The organism is Bradyrhizobium sp. USDA 327, from assembly GCF_041262065.1.
GTDB lineage: Bacteria > Pseudomonadota > Alphaproteobacteria > Rhizobiales > Xanthobacteraceae > Bradyrhizobium > Bradyrhizobium liaoningense.
Map to the genome: position 1 here is coordinate 3,070,518 of NZ_JBGCCW010000001.1, position 19,254 is coordinate 3,089,771.

The 19,254-nt window shown below is 63.9% G+C and carries 18 protein-coding genes; 8 read left to right on the forward strand and 10 right to left on the reverse strand.

Annotated features, from left to right (window positions below; translation table 11 throughout):
* Positions 1-8 precede the first annotated feature (8 nt).
* Positions 9-1,460 (forward strand): aldehyde dehydrogenase, encoded by a 1,452-nt coding sequence (locus ABIA42_RS14070; protein WP_271528381.1) that lies wholly within the window; start codon positions 9-11, stop codon positions 1,458-1,460.
* 53 nt (positions 1,461-1,513) lie between these two features.
* Here the strand turns inward: ABIA42_RS14070 and ABIA42_RS14075 are convergent, their stop codons facing one another.
* The 3 genes from ABIA42_RS14075 to ABIA42_RS14085 all read right to left on the reverse strand — a co-directional run bounded on the left by ABIA42_RS14075 (position 1,514) and on the right by ABIA42_RS14085 (position 7,285).
* Positions 1,514-3,499, reverse strand: coding sequence for a TonB-dependent siderophore receptor (locus ABIA42_RS14075; protein WP_370112934.1), 1,986 nt, complete (start codon positions 3,497-3,499; stop codon positions 1,514-1,516).
* 579 nt (positions 3,500-4,078) lie between these two features.
* Positions 4,079-6,073 carry a primary-amine oxidase gene (locus ABIA42_RS14080; RefSeq protein WP_370112932.1) on the reverse strand — a complete coding sequence of 665 codons (1,995 nt, stop codon included), beginning with the start codon at positions 6,071-6,073 and terminating at the stop codon, positions 4,079-4,081.
* Positions 6,074-6,088: 15 nt separating this feature from the next.
* Complete coding sequence (locus tag ABIA42_RS14085) at positions 6,089-7,285, reverse strand: serine hydrolase domain-containing protein (RefSeq protein ID WP_370112930.1); 1,197 nt, start codon at positions 7,283-7,285, stop codon at positions 6,089-6,091.
* 179 nt (positions 7,286-7,464) lie between these two features.
* Between ABIA42_RS14085 and ABIA42_RS14090 the strand changes: the two genes are divergently transcribed.
* A complete protein-coding gene (locus ABIA42_RS14090) occupies positions 7,465-8,454 on the forward strand; it encodes a helix-turn-helix domain-containing protein (RefSeq protein WP_370112928.1) in 990 nt (329 codons plus the stop codon).
* A gap of 16 nt (positions 8,455-8,470) precedes the next feature.
* Here ABIA42_RS14090 and ABIA42_RS14095 read toward each other — a convergent pair whose 3' ends face one another.
* The 4 genes from ABIA42_RS14095 to ABIA42_RS14110 all read right to left on the reverse strand — a co-directional run bounded on the left by ABIA42_RS14095 (position 8,471) and on the right by ABIA42_RS14110 (position 12,119).
* Positions 8,471-9,244, reverse strand: coding sequence for a MetQ/NlpA family ABC transporter substrate-binding protein (locus tag ABIA42_RS14095; RefSeq protein WP_370112926.1), 774 nt, complete (start codon positions 9,242-9,244; stop codon positions 8,471-8,473).
* A 28-nt stretch (positions 9,245-9,272) separates the two neighbouring features.
* Entirely contained in the window at positions 9,273-9,938 is a 666-nt protein-coding gene (locus ABIA42_RS14100; protein WP_028180183.1) for a methionine ABC transporter permease, read from the reverse strand.
* Entirely contained in the window at positions 9,928-11,070 is a 1,143-nt protein-coding gene (locus tag ABIA42_RS14105; protein ID WP_271528387.1) for a methionine ABC transporter ATP-binding protein, read from the reverse strand. The genes ABIA42_RS14100 and ABIA42_RS14105 overlap by 11 nt, the downstream gene beginning before the upstream one ends.
* Positions 11,071-11,312: 242 nt before the next feature.
* Positions 11,313-12,119, reverse strand: coding sequence for an enoyl-CoA hydratase/isomerase family protein (locus ABIA42_RS14110; RefSeq protein ID WP_370112923.1), 807 nt, complete (start codon positions 12,117-12,119; stop codon positions 11,313-11,315).
* Between the two features lie 119 nt (positions 12,120-12,238).
* Here ABIA42_RS14110 and nthA point away from each other — a divergent pair, with 119 nt between their 5' ends.
* From nthA to ABIA42_RS14140, 6 genes are all read left to right on the forward strand, one after another.
* On the forward strand, positions 12,239-12,862 hold the full coding sequence (gene nthA / locus ABIA42_RS14115) for a nitrile hydratase subunit alpha (protein ID WP_370112921.1): 624 nt from the start codon (positions 12,239-12,241) through the stop codon (positions 12,860-12,862).
* The gene (gene nthB, locus ABIA42_RS14120) at positions 12,859-13,518 is read left to right on the forward strand and encodes a nitrile hydratase subunit beta (protein WP_370112919.1); all 660 of its coding nucleotides are present in this window, start codon (positions 12,859-12,861) and stop codon (positions 13,516-13,518) included. Before nthA ends, nthB begins: the two co-directional genes overlap by 4 nt.
* A complete protein-coding gene (locus ABIA42_RS14125) occupies positions 13,518-13,895 on the forward strand; it encodes a nitrile hydratase accessory protein (protein WP_028182021.1) in 378 nt (125 codons plus the stop codon). Before nthB ends, ABIA42_RS14125 begins: the two co-directional genes overlap by 1 nt.
* Before the next feature lie 220 nt (positions 13,896-14,115).
* Positions 14,116-14,646 carry a hypothetical protein gene (locus ABIA42_RS14130; protein WP_370112917.1) on the forward strand — a complete coding sequence of 177 codons (531 nt, stop codon included), beginning with the start codon at positions 14,116-14,118 and terminating at the stop codon, positions 14,644-14,646.
* A complete protein-coding gene (locus ABIA42_RS14135) occupies positions 14,646-15,239 on the forward strand; it encodes a hypothetical protein (protein WP_370112915.1) in 594 nt (197 codons plus the stop codon). The genes ABIA42_RS14130 and ABIA42_RS14135 overlap by 1 nt, the downstream gene beginning before the upstream one ends.
* Positions 15,236-15,886, forward strand: coding sequence for a hypothetical protein (locus tag ABIA42_RS14140; protein ID WP_370112913.1), 651 nt, complete (start codon positions 15,236-15,238; stop codon positions 15,884-15,886). The genes ABIA42_RS14135 and ABIA42_RS14140 overlap by 4 nt, the downstream gene beginning before the upstream one ends.
* Before the next feature lie 2 nt (positions 15,887-15,888).
* On the opposite strand, the gene ABIA42_RS14145 is transcribed toward ABIA42_RS14140, so the two are convergent.
* Genes ABIA42_RS14145 through ABIA42_RS14155 form a run of 3 tightly spaced genes read right to left on the reverse strand, consistent with a single transcriptional unit; the run spans position 15,889 to position 18,817 of the window.
* The gene (locus tag ABIA42_RS14145; protein ID WP_370112911.1) at positions 15,889-16,668 is read right to left on the reverse strand and encodes an ABC transporter ATP-binding protein; all 780 of its coding nucleotides are present in this window, start codon (positions 16,666-16,668) and stop codon (positions 15,889-15,891) included.
* Positions 16,665-17,723 carry a FecCD family ABC transporter permease gene (locus tag ABIA42_RS14150; RefSeq protein WP_370112909.1) on the reverse strand — a complete coding sequence of 353 codons (1,059 nt, stop codon included), beginning with the start codon at positions 17,721-17,723 and terminating at the stop codon, positions 16,665-16,667. Before ABIA42_RS14150 ends, ABIA42_RS14145 begins: the two co-directional genes overlap by 4 nt.
* The gene (locus ABIA42_RS14155; protein ID WP_370112907.1) at positions 17,723-18,817 is read right to left on the reverse strand and encodes an ABC transporter substrate-binding protein; all 1,095 of its coding nucleotides are present in this window, start codon (positions 18,815-18,817) and stop codon (positions 17,723-17,725) included. Before ABIA42_RS14155 ends, ABIA42_RS14150 begins: the two co-directional genes overlap by 1 nt.
* Positions 18,818-19,254: the final 437 nt, after the last annotated feature.

The following is a 19,254-nucleotide window of genomic DNA, read 5'->3' on the forward strand; positions in this document are numbered from 1 at the left end:
AGTGCTTCATGAACGCGATCGACCTTCTCATCGGCGGCAAGGACCAGTCGGCCAGCAACCAGCGCACCTTCCAGCGCCACAACCCGATCTCCGGAGACGTCGCGACCATCGTGGCGGCGGCCTCGATCAACGACGCGATGCGAGCCGCGGACGCTGCGGCCGCCGCCTTCCCGGCCTGGTCGCAGCTTGGTCCGTCCGAGCGCCGCAAACGGCTCAATGCGGCCGCCGACATCCTCGCGCGCCGGGCGGCGGAGTTCACCGCGCTGATGGTCGCCGAAACGGGCGCCACCGCGGGCTGGGCCGGCTTCAACGTGCATCTCGCCGAAGGCATGCTGCGCGAAGCCGCGGCCATGACGACGCAGATATCCGGCGAAGTCATTCCGACCGACAAGCCCGACAACCTCGCCATGGCGTTTCGCCAGCCGGTCGGCGTCGTGCTCGGCATCGCGCCGTGGAACGCCCCCGTGATCCTCGGCGTGCGCTCGGTCGCGATGCCGCTCGCCTGCGGCAACACCGTGGTGCTGAAGGCATCCGAGATGAGCCCCGGCGTGCACCGGCTGATCGGAAGCTGCCTGGCGGAGGCCGGCCTCGGTGACGGCGTCGTCAATGTCGTGACCAACGCGCCCGAGGATGCGCAGGCGGTGGTCGAAGCTCTGATCGCCCATCCTGCGATCCGTCGCGTCAACTTCACCGGCTCGACCCGCGTCGGCCGCCTCATCGCACTGGCATGTGCAAAGCATCTGAAGCGCGCGCTGCTGGAGCTTGGCGGCAAGGCCCCGCTCGTGATCCTCGACGATGCCGACCTCGACGCCGCCGTGAATGCGGCAGCGTTCGGCGCCTTCATGAACCAGGGGCAGATCTGCATGTCGACCGAGCGGATCGTCGTCGACGACAAGGTTGCGGATGCCTTCATCGCCAAGTTCGCCGCCAAGGCCAGGAGCCTTCCCTTCGGCGATCCCCGCAAGGGGAATGTGGTGCTCGGCTCGCTGGTCAGTGACGCGGCCTGCGAGCGCGTCCGGGGCCTGATCGACGATGCCGTCGCCAAGGGCGCCGTCCTCGCTGCCGGCGGTCACGGCAGCGGCACCATCATGCCCGCCACCATCGTTGATCATGTCACGCCGGCGATGCGGATCTATGGTGAGGAGAGCTTTGGTCCGGTCGTGACCGTTGTGCGCGTGAGCGGAATAGACGAGGCCGTGCGCGTGGCCAATGACACCGAATACGGCCTCTCCTCCGCCGTGTTCGGCCGCGACATCGCCCGTGCGCTCGGCGTGGCCAGGCGGATCGAGGCAGGCATCTGCCACGTCAACGCCCCGACCGTGCATGACGAGCCTCAGATGCCGTTCGGCGGCACCAAGGCGTCAGGCTACGGCCGCTTCGGCGGCAAGGCCGCAATCGACGAATTCACCGAGCTGCGCTGGATCACCGTGCAGACCGGGCCCCGGCACTACCCGTTCTGATCGGTGAAAGGAACAGGTCCGGCCTGCAACGCCGGACCGCTCTCGCCTCGTGCTCACCAGCGGTAGGTCAGCCTGGCGATGGCTTTCCGCCTTTCCGCATAGAAGCAGCCCGACAGGCCGTAGCATGCGGCGACATAGCGGGTGTCGGCGAGATTGGTGACGTTCAGCGACAGGCGCCAATTGTCCTTGGTGTAAGCGAGCAACGCATCCAGCACGGTCGAGGCTCCCACCTTGAACGTGTTGGCGTCGTCGCCCCAGGTTGCGCCGACATAGCGGATGCCGCCGCCGAACTGCAAGCCCGCCAGTGGGCCGTTCTGGAGCGTATAGTCGCTCCACAGCGAGGCGCGGTTGAGCGGCACGGTAACCGGGGCCTTGCCGACATTGACCGGATCCTGCGTGACCACGGCATCGACATAGGCATAGGCCGCGCGCAGGTTCCAGCCGTCGGCGAGCGACATCGTACCTTCGAGCTCGATGCCGCGCGATTTCACCTGACCGGTCTGTTCCGCGAGATAGCTCGGAGGCGCGTAGGTGACGACGTTGTCGCGCGTCAGGTCGAAGGCGGCGAAGGTGAACAGGGCATTCCATCCGATCGGTTGGTACTTGATGCCGACTTCGTACTGGACTCCGGTCTCTGGATTGAGCAACTGACCGGAAGCCGTCGCGAGCACCGGCAGGAAGGATTCCGAATAGCTGAAATATGGCGCGATGCCGTTGTCGAAATTGTACATCACGGCGGCCCGGCCGGTGAAGGCCGACGCGTCCTTCGAGACCGAGGTGTTGGCGAGACCATTATCGACCTGCGTCGTCACGAAATCCTGGCGGCCGCCGAACTGGAACGAGAGCCGGCCGAGCTTGATCTGGTCCTGCGCGTAAAGGCCGACCTGCGACTGCTTGACGCCGGTATTGTCGCTCATGGCGCCGATGGTCCAGTCGTAGCTGTAGACCGGATTGAAGACGTTGATCTCGGGGGCCGACGTCGTGACGCTATACGCGGTATCGCGGAACGTGGTGTTGCGGTAGTCGATCCCGACCAGCGCGGTGTGACTGAGGAAGCCCGTGGTGAACTTGCCCTGGAGCTGATTGTCCACCGCGAAGGAGTTGATGTAGGAGTTGCTGTAGCTGCCATAACGTGCGAGCTGTCCCGCGGCCTCGTTGGTATAGCCGCCGCCGTAAAACACCTTCTCCTCGTTGTGCTGATAGGCGTATCGCAGGTTCTGGCGGAACGTGATGTTGTCGGTGAAGTTGTGCGCCAGCTGGTAGCCGACGGTCGCAATCTCGGTGTTGAAGGCATCGAAGCTCGGCACGCCCGCGAAGAACGAGACCGGAATGGTGCGGCCGTTGTTCGGCCACACCGTACCCGCGGCCGGCAGGAACTGGAGGCCCCACCCTGCCCGATCGCGCTGGTAGTTGGCGAGCAAGGTGATGGTGGTGTCCTCGTTCGGCTTGAAGGTGACGGCGGGCGCGATGAAGACGCGATTGTCCTTGCTGAAGTCGACCTGCGTCTCGCCGTCGCGAACCACGCCGGTGAGACGCCACAGCACGGTCCCTTCCTTGTTGGCGGGGCCGCCCATGTCGAACTGGCCCTGATAGCGGTTGAAGCTGCCGCCGGAGATCGAGACCTCGCCGAACTGCTGCGCGGTCGGCAGCTTGGTCACGTAGTTGAGGATGCCGCCGGTGCCGCTGCCGCCGTACATCGCGGAGGACGGGCCCTTGAGCACCTCGATGCGCTCGGCGCCATAGGGATCGAGGCCGTTGAAATGCACGTAGTTGCTGGACGGAATCCGCAAGCCGTCGATGTAGAGGCCCGGCATGGTCATGTCGAAGCCGCGGATCTGGAGTCCGCCGAAGCGGGTGTCCGAGCCGCCATTGACGTCGCCACTCACGCCGGCGGTGTAGCGCAGGGCCTCGCCGATCGAGACCGCGCCCTGGTTCCTGATCTGATCGGTGGTGATGACGGACACCGACTGTGGCGTCTCGATCAAGGGCGTATCGGTCTTGGTAGCGGTGCCGCTCCTTGTCGCGACGAACCCGCGCACCGGACCATTGGCGCGTTCGCCCGTGGCGCCGTTCGATGATGCCGACTGAGTCAGGGTGGCCTGGTGCGCCGGAGGGCGACGATTGGCGCGTGCGGTGCGAGTTGCCGCCGCCCTTCGCGACGAAGCAATTGCCGCCGAACGGGCGCGCTCTGCCGGCGCTTCCACGGTGACTGCGGGAATTTGCGTTTGCGCCTCCACGGAACCGAAGGGAACGACGAGGGACAATGTGCTGACCGCCCCGAGGAAAAATACCTGAATCTGCCGACGACGTGTGTCGTCACGCGAAGAGAGTTGGAAGTCAGTCACGTCTTTCGAGGCCCCACGCACCGCCGGCTTCGCCGGTATCATTTTTGATGTCCCGCCCTAACGCAGGCAGGTCCGGAGTGCGAGAGATGCGGTGTTAGAATTTATCGAGACGGGGGAATAGACTCTGCGACCAATGCGCCCAACGTCGCTTCTTTAGAATTGGAATATTTCTAGACCGAAACTCGGCGGTCGGTTCGGAATGCGACCGCATGCGATGGCTGCATCGCGCGATCAGCGCCGCGAGCCGAAGCCGAAGGCATAAGCCGCCGAATGTTACCCCGGGTCCGCATGACAACAGGTTGCGGCGGTGCTCTTCCCGCCAGCCAGCACGCTGCGGCTGTTGCGGTCCGGCGGGATGTCGCCAGCCGCATTCGCCGCAAAGAATCCGGTCGGCTTGAGCATGAAGCCGGCATATTCGACCGGCATGATCGGAAAGTCCTCGGGTTTGCAGACATGGGTGTGGCCGAAGGAGTGCCAGACCACGATGTCGGCATTCTCGATGTTGCGGTTTTGCGCGGCGTAGCGCGGCAGGCCGTCGCCGCCGGCATGGACGTTGGGATAGTCGCCGCTGGCGTATTTCTCGTCGGCATCGAACGCAGTCACCCAGACATGCTTGGTGGCAAAGCCGCCGCGCTTGCGCACATAGCTCCCCTCCTGCGCCAGCATCAGCGGGCTCGGATTGACCACGAGCTTGTAGGCCGGCGCGTTGCCGACCGAATTGGATTCGTTCGGATTGCTGATCTTCCAGAACCGGCCGGTCTCGCCATTGGCGATCGCCGCCGCGTCGCGCTCGCGTGACAGCACGCGCGTCGTGGTGGTGAAGGCGTTGCCATGGGGATTGTCGTGGCCCCATGGCCGCGGCACGAACTCGTGCTCGGTGACGGTGTTGCCGCCGCCGTCGAGATCCATGTGCAGGCGCACGTTGAAGAAGTGCTGGTGCGTCGGTCCGCCCAGATTGTCGTCGACCATGCCACCCCATTTGTAGGTTTCGCCTGATGGCACGGCAGCGGTCTGGATGATGCCGGTGAGCTTGGTCTCGAGCTGGATCGTGCCGTCCTGGTAGAGATACCAATAGAAGCCGTAGTCGTAATTGCCGACCGTCGCGAAGAACGAGATCACGAGGCGGCGCGAGCGGCGGACCTCGAACAGGCCGTTGCGAAATTCGTAGTGTTTCCAGGCAATTCCGTAATCTTCTTCGTGCATGCAGATGGCGTTCTGCATGACGAAGGGCTCGCCCTTGCTGTCGGCCGCCGGCACGTCGAAATAATGGATGTTGCCGAGGCAGTCGCAGCCGAGTTCGAGCGCGTTGGCGAGCATGCCGAGGCCATATTCGCCGGCATCGAACGCCGATTTCCAGAAATGGTTCTCGGTCGGATCGGCGTAGGGCACGACCATCTCAGTGACGCTGGCGCGGTGGATCAGCGACCGTTTGCGCGCGCCGTCCTGGTAGGAGAGTTGGTGCAGCACCAGGCCCTCGCGCGGTGTAAAGCCGACGCGAAAGCTCCATTTCTGCCAGTCGACCTTCCAGCCATCGACCTTGAAGCTCGCGCCCTCCGGCTGCTCGATATGCAGCGGCTTGATGTCGGTGCGCGGGTTGGTGACCTCGTGAGCGCCGTAATTTCGCTTCTTGCGCGGGATCGGTACGATCGGATCTGCATCCGTGAGATCGATGACCTTGCCGCCGATCAGATCGACCACGGCGACGACGCCCTCGATCGGGTGCGCATAACCGTTGTCCTGTAGATGCTCGCGGAAAAAGCTGACGGCGCGTACGATGCGCGCGCCGCGCTCGAATTCCATGTCGAAGAAGCCCGAGGAGAACGGATCGACCTGCACCAGCTCGATGTCCTTGTCGGTAAGCCCGCGCCGATGCATCGCCGCGCGCCAGCCGGGATCGGCCTTCACCACGGCCTCGCACTTGAAGAACTCTTCCAGCATCACCGGCGGCTGCCCGTAGGGCACGTCGCGGTTGGGGAGGAGCTTACGATCGACGATCTCCCCGCGGCCGAGATCGACGATGTGCTCGATGGCCTCGCCGGTGGTGATGTCAAGTGTCAGCACGAAGGCACGGCGCCCTGCTCCGCCCGCGGCCAGCTCCTGCTTGGTCGGCTCTTCCAGCCGTACCGTCGGGAAGCGGCAGTTCTCCGGAGAGGTTGCGGAGGCACGCACCAGAGTGCAAGCCGCCGTGATCTCCTCAGTCGTCAGAGGATCGAGCGGATGCGCCGTGGCGGCATGGGCGGGCGATCGGGCTTTGGCGGGATCGAGCATGATGATGTCCAGAAGTCAGCGCGGGGCGAGATGGGCGGTGATGGCGCCGAAGGCGGCGAGCCAGCGATGGTCAAGCGGAGCGTCCATCGCCTTCGGCTGCGTCGCGAGCTTGACGATGACGGTGTCGGAGGCCGCATCGATGTAGAGCCACTGGCCGTGGATGCCGATCGCGGCAAGATCGTTGCGCGGGGGATCGATCGTGTACCATTTGCTGCGGTAGCGGGCACCCGGGAAGATGTCGGCGAGGTCGCCGTCGGCCCAGGCCTGGGGATCGCCGTTCTCGTGGATGTCGTCGATCCACCAGCCCGGCACCACCTGCCGTCCCTCGACCACGCCGCGGCAGCGGATCATCTCGCCGAAGCGGATGAGATCGCGGGCAGTGATGGAAAGACCGCCGGCGATGCGGCCCATGCCGTGGCTGTCGAGCGTGAGGGAGCCGTCCTCCTCCGCGCCCATCGGCTGCCAGAGATATTCGGAGAGGATGCGAGGGTAAGGCATGCCACAGGCGCGCTCATACACCCAGCCGAGAACTTCGGTGTTGGTCGAGACATAGTGGAACACCTTGCCGTGCGGCTTGCCAGTACCGCGCAGCGTGGCGAGATAGGCGCGCTGATGGCTCGGCTCGACACCTGGAGGCGGCACATCCCAGCCAGAGGAGAAGCGGTAGCGCGCAACGTCGCCGGCCGGGTCCTCGTAGTCTTCCTCGAACTTGATGGCGACGGCCATGTCGAGGACGTTGCGGACCGTGCAGCTGCCGTAGACGGAATTCTCCAACTCCGGCACGTAACGCACCACCCTCGCCTCCGGATCGAGCAGCCCGCGTGCCGCCAGCACGCCGCCGAGCGCGCCGGCAATCGACTTGCTGATCGAGCAGATCAGATGCGGCGTTGTCGCGCTCATGCCGTCGCCATACCATTCGTGGATCAGCGTGCCCCGATGCATGACGAGCAGTGCATCGCCAAAGGTCTCGCGCAGCGTGGCCTCGATCGTCGTCGGCTGGCCGTCCGGGGCTTTGAAGCCGAGCTTTGACAATTCGCGCGGCGCGCATCGAATCGGCGTCGGCTGGGCCGAGCGGCGCACCTCCGCGGTGGGCAGCACTTCGCGGGTGTGGGTGAAGCCCCAGCGTATCGCGGGAAAGCTGCGCCAGTTGGCGCGCGTCACCTGGGCCTCGGGCACGGGCGGGCTGCCGCGCATGACAAGGGTCGGTCGCATCTCGATCCTCCGCAAGGCCATCCCGACTGCGATGTCGGAACGGCTGGAAGGAAAATCTGCACCTCAGCGCTGTCGGGCGTTATCGAGATCCGGCAATATTTTGCTGGACGCAGCCGTCCGGCATGTCAGTCTTGGCACGTTTATTGCTGATCTTGGCTTGCAAATTTCGACGCATTATCATGGCCTTGAACGTAACTCCTCCGATTCAGGACTCGGCTGCCGGCCTGATCGAGGCGAGCAGCACGGATGTCGATGAGCACTGCGCCGCGCTCGGCCGCTGGCGGCTGCGCTACGACCAGATCAGCGCCGGCGCCTTTCGCGGCAGCTTCACCCAGCTCTCTCTGCCCCGGGTCGAGGTGTTCCGCGAAATCACCAGCCAGCAGGTCCGCCAATACGGTCAGCTTGGCGCCGACAGCTTTGGCATTGGTCTACCCTGGCGCGGTGACAGCGAGGTCAATTGCAACGGCGCCAGCGTTGCAGGCGCCCAGGTCATCGCCTGCGTCGATGCCGAGGTCGATATGTGCACGCCGAAGTCATTCGAGCTGCGCGGTGTCGTCGCCAGTGCGGCGCTGATCCGGGATCTCGCCGCCCGGCTCGAGATCGATCTGCCGCGCGCGGTCTGGCACCAATTGCGGGTGTTCGAGATGGCGCAGGCACCGGTCGCACGATTGCGGGCTCATCTTGAGACCATTCACGAGGCCATCGCGACGGCACCCGAACGGTTCCAGGATCCGACCGTCCGGCAGGCGCTCGAAGACGCCCTCCTCGTCGAGATCATGGACATGCTGCCGACCGCACGCCCCACCGATCCCGGCCGCAGCGCCAACGCGCGCAAGCGTACCGTCGATCGCGCGCGCGAGCTGATGCACGGCAACGGTGACCATTCGCTGTCGCTGCTGGAGGTCTGCAAGGCGGTCGGCGCCAGTCCGCGTAAGCTCGGCTATTGCTTCCAGGCGGTTTTGGGCACGAGCCCGATGCATTATTGGCGTGCGATGCGGCTGAACCGCGTGCGGCGCGATCTGAAGCGCGCCGGCGGCGCTGGGACATCCATTTACGACGTCGCCGTGCAGCACGGCTTCTGGCACTTCAGCCAGTTCTCGCTCGACTACAAGCGTCACTTCGCCGAGTTGCCCTCGGATACGCTGCGGCGCGCGAGGCTCGCGGCCTGACGCGCGCGCTTGCGGCCTACCAGGTCGGCAGATACGTGCCCTTGAAACGCGACTCCAGGAAGGCCTTCACGGGCTCGGAGTGGTACGCCTCGATCAACTGCCTGACCCACGGCTTGTCCTTGTCCTCATCGCGGACGGCGAGGATGTTGACCCAGGGGCCATCGGGGTTTTCGCGCGCGATCGCGTCGGTGGCGGGGTTGAGGCCGGCCTGCACCGCGTAATTGTTGTTGATGGAAACGACGTCGACATCCTGCAGCGCGCGCGGCAGCTGGGCCGCATCGAGCTCGACGAAGCGCAGCTTCTTCGGGTTGTCGGCGATGTCAGCGACGGTCGAGGCGACGTTGTTGGGGTCCTTCAGCTTGATCACGCCCTGCAGGGCCAGGATCATCAGGCCTCGCGCACCGTTGGAGGGATCGTTGGCGATGGCGACGCGGGCGCCTTCCGGAAGGTCCGCGAGCTTCTTGTACTTCTGCGAATAGACGCCCTGCGGCGAGCCGATCGTGTTGGCGACCTTGACGATCTTCCAGCCGGTCTTGGCGATCTGGTTCTTCAGATAGGGCTCGTGCTGGAACGAATTGGCCTCGAGATCCTTCAGCGCCAGCGCCTGGTTCGGGATCACATAGTCGGTGAACTCGACCACCTTGATGTCGAGGCCGCGCTCGGCGCCGACCTTCTTCACGACGTCGAGAATTTCGGCGTGGGGACCTGCGGTCACGCCGACACGGATGGTTTCAGCCTGGGCGGTGGTCGCGAGCAAGGCCGCAGCCGCAAGGGTTGCCAGAAAACGCATGGAAGTCTCCGATATTGAACGAGAAGGATCAGCGATGCCGCAGCCGGCGGTTGACCCGGCGCGCCAGATAGTCGCCGGCGCTCTGGACGAGTTGCACCAGTGCGATCAGCACGACGACGACGGCGAGCATCATCTCCGGCATGAAGCGCTGGTAGCCGTAGCGGATGCCGAGATCGCCAAGCCCTCCGCCGCCGACCGCGCCCACCATCGCGGAATAGCCGAGCAGGCTGACCACGGCGAGCGTCAGCGCCAGCAACAGGCCGGGCAGCGCCTCGGGGATCAGCACCTTGAACACGATCTGGAGCGGCGAGGCCCCGAACGAGGACGCAGTCTCGATCAGGCCGCCGTCGACCTCGCGGATCGCAGCTTCGACCAGGCGCGCAATGAACGGCGTCGATGCAATCGTCAGCGGCACGATCGCGGCGCTCGATCCGATCGAGGTGCCGGCAATGAGGCGCGTGAACGGGATGATGGCGACGACGAGGATGATGAACGGCGTGGAGCGCGTTGCGTTGACGACGATGCCGAGCACGCGATTGACGATGGGGGCCGCGAACAACTCGCCTTTGCCGCTGGTCGCGAGGAAGACGCCGAGCGGCAGGCCGAAGGCGGTGCCGAGCAGCGCGGCGATGCCGACCATGTACAGGCTCTCGAAGGTCGCCTGGATGATCAGGTTGATGAGTTCAGGCGACATAGCCGAGATGCTCCGCCGGGAATTGATGTTGAGACATAAAGGCCAGCGTTCGCGTCACCGCGTCCGCGCCGCTGGAAACACCGAGAGGAATACCGAGAACGAGCGAGCCGACATGCTGGCCGCCGATCTCGTCGATGCGCGCCGACAGCAGCGACACGTCGCGGCCGATTTCGCGCGCAAGCCGCGCCACCAGCGTGTCGCCGGCCCCTGCCCCGCCCACCTGGATGCGGATCACGGCGTGGCCGCCGGCCGAAGGCTCCGGCACGATCCGGCTCGACAGTGACACTGGCAGGCTGTCGCCGATCACCTCGGCCAGGAAGGACTGTGTGATGGGATGCTTGGGATGGGTGAAGATGTCGGCGACATGGCCGCTCTCGACGCCGTGTCCGGCGTCGAGCACGACGACCTCCTTGGCGAGTTGGCGTACCACGGACATTTCGTGGGTGATCAGCACGATAGTCACACCGAGCTCGCGGTTGATGTTCGCGAGCAGGTCGAGGATCGCGCGCGTGGTCTGCGGATCGAGCGCCGAGGTCGCCTCGTCCGACAGCAGCACGCTCGGCCGCGTCGCCAGCGCGCGGGCAATGCCGACGCGCTGCTTCTGGCCGCCGGAGAGTTCGGATGGATAGCGATCATGCTTGTCGGCGATGCCGACGAGCGCGAGCAGCTCAGTCACGCGGGCCTTGATGTCGGCCTTGGCCCAGCCGGCGATCTCGAGCGGCAGCGCGATGTTGTCGGCAGCGGTGCGCGACGACAGCAGGTTGAAGTGCTGGAAGATCATGCCGATCGAGCGCTGCGCCAGCCGCAGCTCTCGACCAGTCAGTGCCGAGATGTCGCGGCCGTCGACGATCACGCGGCCCGTGGTCGGCTTCTCCAGGCCGTTGATCAGCCGCACCAGGCTGGACTTGCCCGCGCCGGAGCGGCCGATCACGCCGGTAATGGAACCGCGCGGAATTGCAAAGTCGATATTCTGCAGCGCGTTGACGCCGGGCTTGCCGCGATAGGCCGGATAGGTTTTTGAGATGCCCTCGAAACGGACCATCGCATCCACGGCAGGGGGAATCGCTTCAAGCCTTTCGATCGGCTGTCCGATTGCGAGCGATTGGTAGGCGTTCATGGAGACGGCCTTCATGCACAATAGTTCGCTTGCCCGCGCCGCTCATGGGCGTGCGGGAATCAGGTCGCATGGAGCGACGGGGATGAAATTGCGATGCCGGCCGGGTGAAGCGCGCTGCACCGCAGCACGCACCATCGCCGTTTCCGGTCTTCCTTGCAATGTCAGAAATTTGCGAGGAGTTGGACGAAGTTTTCCCAATCCGTTACGTCCGAAGAAAATTCATCTTCCGACGGGATCATCGTCCTGCCGCGCCTGATCTACCGGCCCCTGAAGCGTGGCTTTCGGCGGGCCAGGAATGCTTCGACGCCCTCCTTGTGATCCTCGCTCAGGCTGGCGAGCGCGAACTGATCGACATCCATGTGGCTGGCGAGATCGTCAAGCGCGTGCGCGAGCCGGTTGACGGTCAGCTTGGTCATGGCGACCGAGAGCGGCGGCTGTGCGGCGACCTTGCGGGCAAGCTCCATGGCCGCATCGAAGGAATGGCCGGGGTCGGTCACCTGTTCCACCAGGCCCCATTCATAGGCCTCGTCCGCGCTGATGCGCTGGTCGGCCAATATAACCGCCTGCTTGGTGCGGGCCGGCCCCATCAGATGCAGCATGCGCGGGATGCTCTGCCAGCTCATGTTCATGCCGAGTCCGATCTCGGGCACCCGCAAATGCGCATTGCGGCCCATGATGCGAAAGTCGAGCGCGACAGCGAGGGCCACCCCGCCGCCGACGCAAAAGCCCTCGATCGCCGCGATCGTGATTTGCTCCATCTCCTGCCAGGCGTGCGTCAGGCGCGGCCCGAGCTTGAGATGCCGACGCAACGTGCCGAGATCCATCTCCTTGCGCGAACGTCCCTCCGCATCCTTGAGGTCGAAGCCGGCGCTGAACGCGCCCGAGCTGCCGGTCAAGACGACGACCGACGTCGCGGTGTCATCCTCGAAACTGCGCGCCGCCGCGGTCAGCTGCCGCAATGCCTCCGGCGAGAGTGCGTTGATGCCATCGCCGCGGTCGAAACGGACCACCGCAATCCGGCCCTCAGGCCCAAGGCCCTTCTCGATCTTCACGTAGTCCGTCACCATCATCTCCACGCTGCTTTCGGCGATGTTAGCGCACAATTGTCGTCACGAATATGGGACCCGATCACGATGCAAGGAACACTCGACAGGCCTGGGCCATTGCGCATATCTTTGCTGCCATGAGCCACGATCACGACCATCACCACGACCATTCCGAATTGTCGGAGACCGAGCTGCGCGTGCGCGCGCTGGAGACGATCCTGACCGAAAAAGGCTATGTCGAGCCGGCCGCGCTCGATGCCATCATCCAGGCCTACGAGACCAGGATTGGCCCTCACAATGGTGCGCGCGTCGTCGCCAAGGCCTGGACCGATCCGGCGTTCAAGAAGGCGCTGCTGGAGGACGGCAGCAAGGCGATCGGCACGCTCGGCCATGTGAGCCGCGTCGGCGACCATCTCGTCGTGGTCGAGAACACGCCTGAGCGGCACAACATGGTCGTGTGCACACTGTGCTCCTGCTACCCCTGGGAAATGCTGGGACTGCCGCCGGTCTGGTACAAGGCTGCGCCCTACCGCTCCCGCGCCGTGAAGGACCCGCGCGGCGTGCTCGCCGATTTCGACGTCACATTGCCCAGGGATATGGAAATCCGGGTGTGGGATTCGACTGCCGAGACGCGCTTTCTGGTGTTGCCGATGCGGCCCGAAGGCACGGAGGGCTGGAGCGAGGAGCAGCTCGCCGAACTCGTCACCCGCGATTCCATGATCGGCACCGGATTTCCGCGGAAGCCGGGAGAGCCGTCATGAACGGCGTGCACGACATGGGCGGCATGGACGGGTTCGGCAAGGTCGAGCCCGAGCCCAACGAGCCGATGTTCCACGCGGATTGGGAAGCGCGCGTCCTTGCCATGGTGCGCGCGATGGGCGCGGCCGGCGCCTTCAACATCGATACCTCGCGCTTCTACCGCGAGACGCTGCCGCCGCACGTCTATCTCGCGAGCTCCTACTATAAGAAATGGTTCCTCGGTCTCGAGGAGATGCTGATCGACAAGGGCTACCTCACCAGGGAGGAAGTCGCCGCCGGCCATGCGATGCAGCCCGCAAAAGCGCTCAAGCACGGCAAGTTCGACCTCGCCAATGTCGAGCGCGTGATGGTGCGCGGCAAATTTGACCGCCCTGCTCCGGCTCCGGCGAAATTCGAGATCGGCGACCGCGTGCGCGCGAAGAACATCCATCCGACCTCGCACACAAGGCTGCCACGTTACGTGCGCGGCCATGTCGGCGTGATCGAGCTGAACCATGGCTGCCATGTGTTTCCTGACACGGCGGCGATGGAGCGCGGCGAGAACCCGCAATGGCTCTACACCGTGGTGTTCGAGGGCAGCGAACTCTGGGGCCTCGATGGCGATCCGACCACAAAAGTCTCGATCGACGCGTTCGAGCCCTATCTGGATCCGGCGTGATGAGCACGACGCTTGCTGCGGCCGCCACCGCGGCCATCCCGAGCATCCCCCGCGATGACGATGGCCCGGTTTTCCGGGCGCCATGGGAGGCGCATGCCTTTGCCATGGCGCTGACCCTGCACGAGCGCGGCGTGTTCACCTGGCCCGAATGGGCCGCCGCACTCGCCGACGAGATCAAGCGCGCGCAAGCGGCGGGCGACCCTGATACGGGCGAGACCTACTACCTCCACTGGCTGGCGACGCTGGAAGGCCTCGTGGCGCGCAAGGGCGTCGCATCGGCCGAAACCCTGCACCGCTATCGCGACGCCTGGGACCACGCCGCCGATCGCACGCCGCACGGCAAGCCGATCGAGCTGCGGCCGGAGGATTTCGGGTAGCTTGCGGCGATTGCGGGTCGAACTCCTCGTTGCCCAATCCATTCGGCGCCATGCTTCTAGCGGCGAAATGGATTCTCTCTCTTCCTTGTATTCATAGGAACGGAAGGGCCTCGCCGCCTGATCGCGCTTTGAACTGAATCTAAGTTTGGCTTGTTGACCTCGGGCAAAAGCGCGGGGTAACGCATGCGAGCTACCAGCCGCCTCGTCATGTGAGAACTCTGTGAACACGCCAGCAGGAAAAGAATCTGCGATCGCCATCATGGCCGAGGAGGAGCCCGTCGAGATTGGTTTCCCCATGGTGGCCGCCTACCATGGCCAATCCGCGCTTGCCATGGCCGCCATCGTATTCCAGGCGCAGCGGGCAGCTTTCGCCGTGCTGTCGCCCGAGAAGCCTCCGGCGCGGCGTGACATCAGCATCGTGAGCGGGCACCCAGGTCCGGGTGTGCGGGACGCGTTCGAAGTGATCACGCGCGCCGTGACCCGCGGCGCCTATAGCGTAGACCGCACGCTGCCCGAAGCGAGACTTGTGCCTGGGCACGACATTTCCTACAGCTTTCGAATTACGCTCGGAGAGCGAACCGCCGAGATGGCGTTGCTGCCTGGGGTGTTGCCGGAGCGATTTTTCGAGCTCGTCTTCGCCAAGAATCGCAGCACAGCACAGGAGCGCGAGCTGAGTGCATTGAAACGGTCCATCGCCGAGGACGTTCTGGCGAAGGAACCAGGCGCTCTCTTCACCATGCGTGCGAGTTGATGACGAAGCCCGGACTTGCTCTCAGCTTCGGTTATGACGACGGGTCGCTACGTGCCCTGGCGAACGTCAAAGCCGAGCTGCGGGACATCTATGCGCTGCCCGACATCGATCTGAACGATTTCAGTGTGCTGTTCGTGAGCATGCACAGCGACCAGCGTTTCCTGGCGGCCCGCGCTGGCCAGATCGAGGAATACCTTGTTCGTGGCGGTGTCGTCGTTGCGAACGGCCATCACGCCTATTCCTACCTACCGCGCATGGCAGGTTTCCACACCATCGACAATTACAAGCTGAGCGACATCACGGTGCTGCGGCTCGCCGCGCATCCCATCTGGCACGGCATTGACCCGCATGATCTGACTTTCCGCCGCGGCGTCTCCGGCTTCTACGGCCGGGTCTGGCACGACGCGCCGCCGGATGCGCTGATTATCCACGCCCTGGGCCAGCCGAACCTGCCGCTCGACTTCATCTATCCGGTCGGTCGAGGTCATGTGCTGTTCCACGGCGGAAATGACCTCTGGACATTCGGCGGCGAGGACAAGCAGCTGGCGCCCCGGATCATGCAGTGGGTCACAGAGGGACGAAACGTTCAATGAGCCTGGCGATCCTCGACGGCGGCACGTTTTACCACCACGCGGCTATTCACGGCCGGCGCTATCGAGAACTGTTCGACAAGATCATCTACGCTCCTGAACTCACAACGGATGCCTTGTCCGGCGTCACTTTTTTGATCGTGCCGGATCGCATCAATCCGAACGTTCTTCGTGCCAGCCGCGATGTCCTGATCCATTTTGCGAAAGCCGGGCACACGCTGGTCGTGTTCGGCGAGAATCGCGCCGACACGTGGCTGCCAGGCGTCACCTGGGCGGCGCGGCCGACAAACTTCTGGTGGTGGCTCGACAAGACAGCGCGTCCACCGAACCGCCTGCTGGCGCCCGACCATGAGCTTTTCCAGGCGGTGCCGTTCGAAAGCACGATATGGCACTTTCACGGCGTATTGACCCCGCCTGCAGGGGCTCGGGCGCTGATCGACGTGCCGGCCGATCCTGAGGGTCGCGACGGTGGCGGAGCGCTCCTTTACGAGGATTGGGTCACGCTGCCGGGGCGCTTGTTCGTCTCGACACTGGATCCATTCTATCATCATGGCAGCAACTTCATGCCCGCAGCCACGAAGCTCCTCGACGGCTTTCTGCCCTGGGCGAAGCGAAAGGCTGCGCCGCAAATCGATCGCGGCGGTCGCTGATCTCAGGGGACCAGAGGCTGATCCGGAGCCTTGCTCCGCAAGCCGTGCAACGGCACGATTGCCGATGCCGTCTCCTCGTCCGCATGAACATCCACGCGGCGAACCGGAACGCCGTACATCCGCGCGAGATTGCTTTCGGTCAGCACCATTTCTGTCGGGCCGGAGATGTGCATGCCATTGCGCTGCATCAGCAAGGTCGTATCGGCGATACCGATTGCATGGTCCGGATGATGCGTTGTGAACAACACGGTCAGGCCCAAGGAGCTTGCGAGGCGCAGGAGCAGGCGAAGAACAACGCCCTGATTGGCGATGTCGAGCGCCGAGGCTGGCTCATCCAGCACGAGGACCTTGCAGTCGCTGGCCAGTGCGCGGGCCAGCAGGACGAGCTGCCGCTGCCCGCCGCTCAGCCGGTCGTAACGCTGCTCCGCGAGAGCCCCCAGACCGACTTCCTCGAGAGACTCATATGCACGTTCCCTGTCCTTGCGGCCCGGTGAGCTGAACCTGCCGAGATAGCGGCTTCGACCCATCAGAACCATATCGACAGCACTGTAGGACTGATCGGCCGTCAATGCCTGCGGCACGAAACCCACATGGCCGTCGATGTCGATGATTCCTTCCTTGAGGGTCAATGTTCGGCTGATCGCGCGCAGCAAGGTTGTTTTGCCGCAGCCATTCGGCCCGAGTATTGCGGCGATCCGGGCCGAAGGAAAGGTGACGGACAGCTCGCGAAAGAGCCAGTGCTGGGATCCGTACCTGTGGCCTGCATTCTCGATGCGGATCATGCTGCGCCGCTCCTGGTGGTGCGCCGGAGGAGCAGCGCGAAGATCGGAGTGCCGATGAGCGCCGTGATGATCCCGACCGGAATCTCGGCCGGCGTGAGCGACCGCGCCAGCGTGTCCGCTGCAACCAGGAAGATGGCGCCCAGGAATGTCGATACCGGCAGCAGCTGGCGGTTGTCCGCCCCCACGATCATGCGCGCAAGGTTGGGAACGATGAGTCCGACCCAGCCGATCGTTCCGCTGACCGCAACTTGAGACGAGATCGCAAGACAGGCCGCGGCCAGAAGGATCAACCGATCGCGCCCCGGATTGACGCCGAGGGCTCGAGCCTCTTCATCTCCGAGCGAAAGAACGTTGACCCGCCACCTCATCCCGATGAGTACGGCGGCTGCGACCGCGGTGCAGACTGCAATCAGACCGCAGTGCAGCCACGTCGAAGGCGCGAAGCTGCCCAGCAGCCAGAAGACGATGACCTGCAATGTCGTCTCGGGATCGGCCAGATAGGTCACAAGTCCGACCAGAGCGGTGCAGAACGCGCTGACGACCACGCCCGCAAGCACGAGCGTGAGGATGGGCGAGAGATTGTCGCTGCGATGGAGCGCAAGCACGGCGACGAGCGCCAAGGCGGCGCCTCCAAAAGCACCGATCTGGACGAGTGGCCCGAACCCGACCAGGAAGATGACGATGACGCCGCCGAGGGCAGCTCCGGAGGAGGCTCCGATTGTCTGGGGGCCAACCAGCGGATTGCGGAAGATCGCCTGAAGCACTGCGCCGCACAGAGACAGGCCTGCGCCTGCGATAGCGGCGGTGAGCACGCGTGGCAGCCTCACCGTTTCGACGACGACGGCTTCCGTGGTCGTCCACGTCGCTTTCACTGCGACCAGGTGCGACACGATGATCGACAAAACCGTGCCGAACGGGATCTGATACCGTCCCGATGCGATCGCCCACAAAAGGACGAGGATCAGGCCCGCAGCGAGCGCAACGTAAAGCAGGGCAAAGGATCTTTCACTTCGCGAGGGGAGACTCGTCGCCGATCCGGAGATAGCGCTTCCCATCAATGAGCCCGATAAGCTTCGTAGCCGGCCGACCCGGCGTTGTCCTTGAGAAACAGGATGCCGTCTATCTCCTCATCCGTTGGATTGTAATCATAGAGAAAGCCGAACCAGCTCTTCACCGAGGTACGAATGCTCTCCTGAGCACGTTCGGGATGCAGCAGACCGGCCAGCCAGAGCCAACCAAGTGCCGATTCGTGACTCGGCGGATCCCAGCGATAACCCCCGAGAGGAACGCGGTACACGCGGCGAGCCTGAACGGCCTCGATGCCCTGCCAGCGCGGATCGCGATACAAATCCGACGGCATCGCCGGATCGAAATTTCCAAGCAGGATGACTTGCGGATTCCACGCGAGGATCTGTTCAATGGTGATGGTGCTGATCGAAGCGGTGCCGACCGCGTTCTGTCCGCCCGCCAGCTCAATGGCGAAATCCTGCGCCGTTCCTTTGCCGCTGACGCGCAGCATGTTCGTGACTCGATTGAAGTACAGCACGCGTGGTCGCTGCGTCGACGATAGATCGGCAAACCGCGACGTTAGCGACTGACGAGTCTCTTCCTGCTTTCGGAGCAATTCGCTCGCTCGGTCTTCCCTGCCCGCAATCTTACCCATCAACTTCACGTAGTCGACGTAGTTCTCGAACGAACCGACACGCATGCCGACGACGGGAATCCCGGTTCGGTCCAACGGCCCGATGATCTCGTTGTTGTTGGCCCATTGGAAAACCGCATCCGGCCGCAATGCGAGGATTGCCTCTACATTCGGAGCGAAGTTGGAGGCATCTCCACCGGTCGTTATCGCCGTCTGGATCTGCCTGAAGCCAGGAAACAGCTTGCCGAAAATGCCCTCCTGCATCGCGCGTGCGGCGTATTCGTTCATACCGACGATCTTCCTGTCGCTCCCATCGATCGTCATGAAGGTCGATGGTGCCGGGATCGGAATGATGACCAGGCGTTCCGGCAGTCGGCTGAACGAGAGCTTGCGGTTGCGCTGGTCGGTCAGATCGATCGCGTTCGCAGCACTGAGCTCGCCGAACGCAATCACAAGGATCGTGGCCAAGCCCAGTGCTGATCTTCCCCAATGCAACAGCGGCAGCATGAAATGCAAGAACCTCGTCGGCGCGGGGATTACGACCCGGCGCTGCTGACACGGCTACATAGTCCAATGGAAGAAAGATTCAAAAGCAAAATGCTCGTCGTGTGCCGGAGGTGTGGCTGTCCGAAATTAGAATCGCTCGAAGGACGATGTGTCGTTCGATCGCGACGACGAGTTGCTGAATGTCGTGCGTCAAACGCTTGATTGATGAGCAGAGCATCCAGCGCAATTTGAATTCCTCGAAACTGGACTTCGGAAGATGGCACAAGAGATTGTCGCAAGATAAGACGCCTGAGGCTGGCTGAATGCTGAGGGATATCGTCGATGTTTTCGAGAACGATCGTTTCTGACTTTGGGAGAAGTTCGCTTTTTTCGTCGACTTGGAGATTGAGTGTGGGGCTTGCTTGCGTGGCGGCCACGGCATCGAGCGTAGTCGCGGA

What these genes read in the sequence shown, in the direction of transcription:
- ABIA42_RS14070 (WP_271528381.1), top strand. Translation starts at nt 9, where the DNA reads ATGAACGCGATCGACCTTCTCATCGGCGGCAAGGACCAGTCGGCCAGC.
- ABIA42_RS14080 (WP_370112932.1), bottom strand. Translation starts at nt 6,073, where the DNA reads ATGCTCGATCCCGCCAAAGCCCGATCGCCCGCCCATGCCGCCACGGCG.
- ABIA42_RS14085 (WP_370112930.1), bottom strand. Translation starts at nt 7,285, where the DNA reads ATGCGACCGACCCTTGTCATGCGCGGCAGCCCGCCCGTGCCCGAGGCC.
- ABIA42_RS14090 (WP_370112928.1), top strand. Translation starts at nt 7,465, where the DNA reads ATGGCCTTGAACGTAACTCCTCCGATTCAGGACTCGGCTGCCGGCCTG.
- ABIA42_RS14095 (WP_370112926.1), bottom strand. Translation starts at nt 9,244, where the DNA reads ATGCGTTTTCTGGCAACCCTTGCGGCTGCGGCCTTGCTCGCGACCACC.
- ABIA42_RS14100 (WP_028180183.1), bottom strand. Translation starts at nt 9,938, where the DNA reads ATGTCGCCTGAACTCATCAACCTGATCATCCAGGCGACCTTCGAGAGC.
- ABIA42_RS14105 (WP_271528387.1), bottom strand. Translation starts at nt 11,070, where the DNA reads ATGAAGGCCGTCTCCATGAACGCCTACCAATCGCTCGCAATCGGACAG.
- nthA (WP_370112921.1), top strand. Translation starts at nt 12,239, where the DNA reads ATGAGCCACGATCACGACCATCACCACGACCATTCCGAATTGTCGGAG.
- nthB (WP_370112919.1), top strand. Translation starts at nt 12,859, where the DNA reads ATGAACGGCGTGCACGACATGGGCGGCATGGACGGGTTCGGCAAGGTC.
- ABIA42_RS14125 (WP_028182021.1), top strand. Translation starts at nt 13,518, where the DNA reads ATGAGCACGACGCTTGCTGCGGCCGCCACCGCGGCCATCCCGAGCATC.
- ABIA42_RS14135 (WP_370112915.1), top strand. Translation starts at nt 14,646, where the DNA reads ATGACGAAGCCCGGACTTGCTCTCAGCTTCGGTTATGACGACGGGTCG.
- ABIA42_RS14140 (WP_370112913.1), top strand. Translation starts at nt 15,236, where the DNA reads ATGAGCCTGGCGATCCTCGACGGCGGCACGTTTTACCACCACGCGGCT.
- ABIA42_RS14145 (WP_370112911.1), bottom strand. Translation starts at nt 16,668, where the DNA reads ATGATCCGCATCGAGAATGCAGGCCACAGGTACGGATCCCAGCACTGG.
- ABIA42_RS14150 (WP_370112909.1), bottom strand. Translation starts at nt 17,723, where the DNA reads ATGGGAAGCGCTATCTCCGGATCGGCGACGAGTCTCCCCTCGCGAAGT.
- ABIA42_RS14155 (WP_370112907.1), bottom strand. Translation starts at nt 18,817, where the DNA reads ATGCTGCCGCTGTTGCATTGGGGAAGATCAGCACTGGGCTTGGCCACG.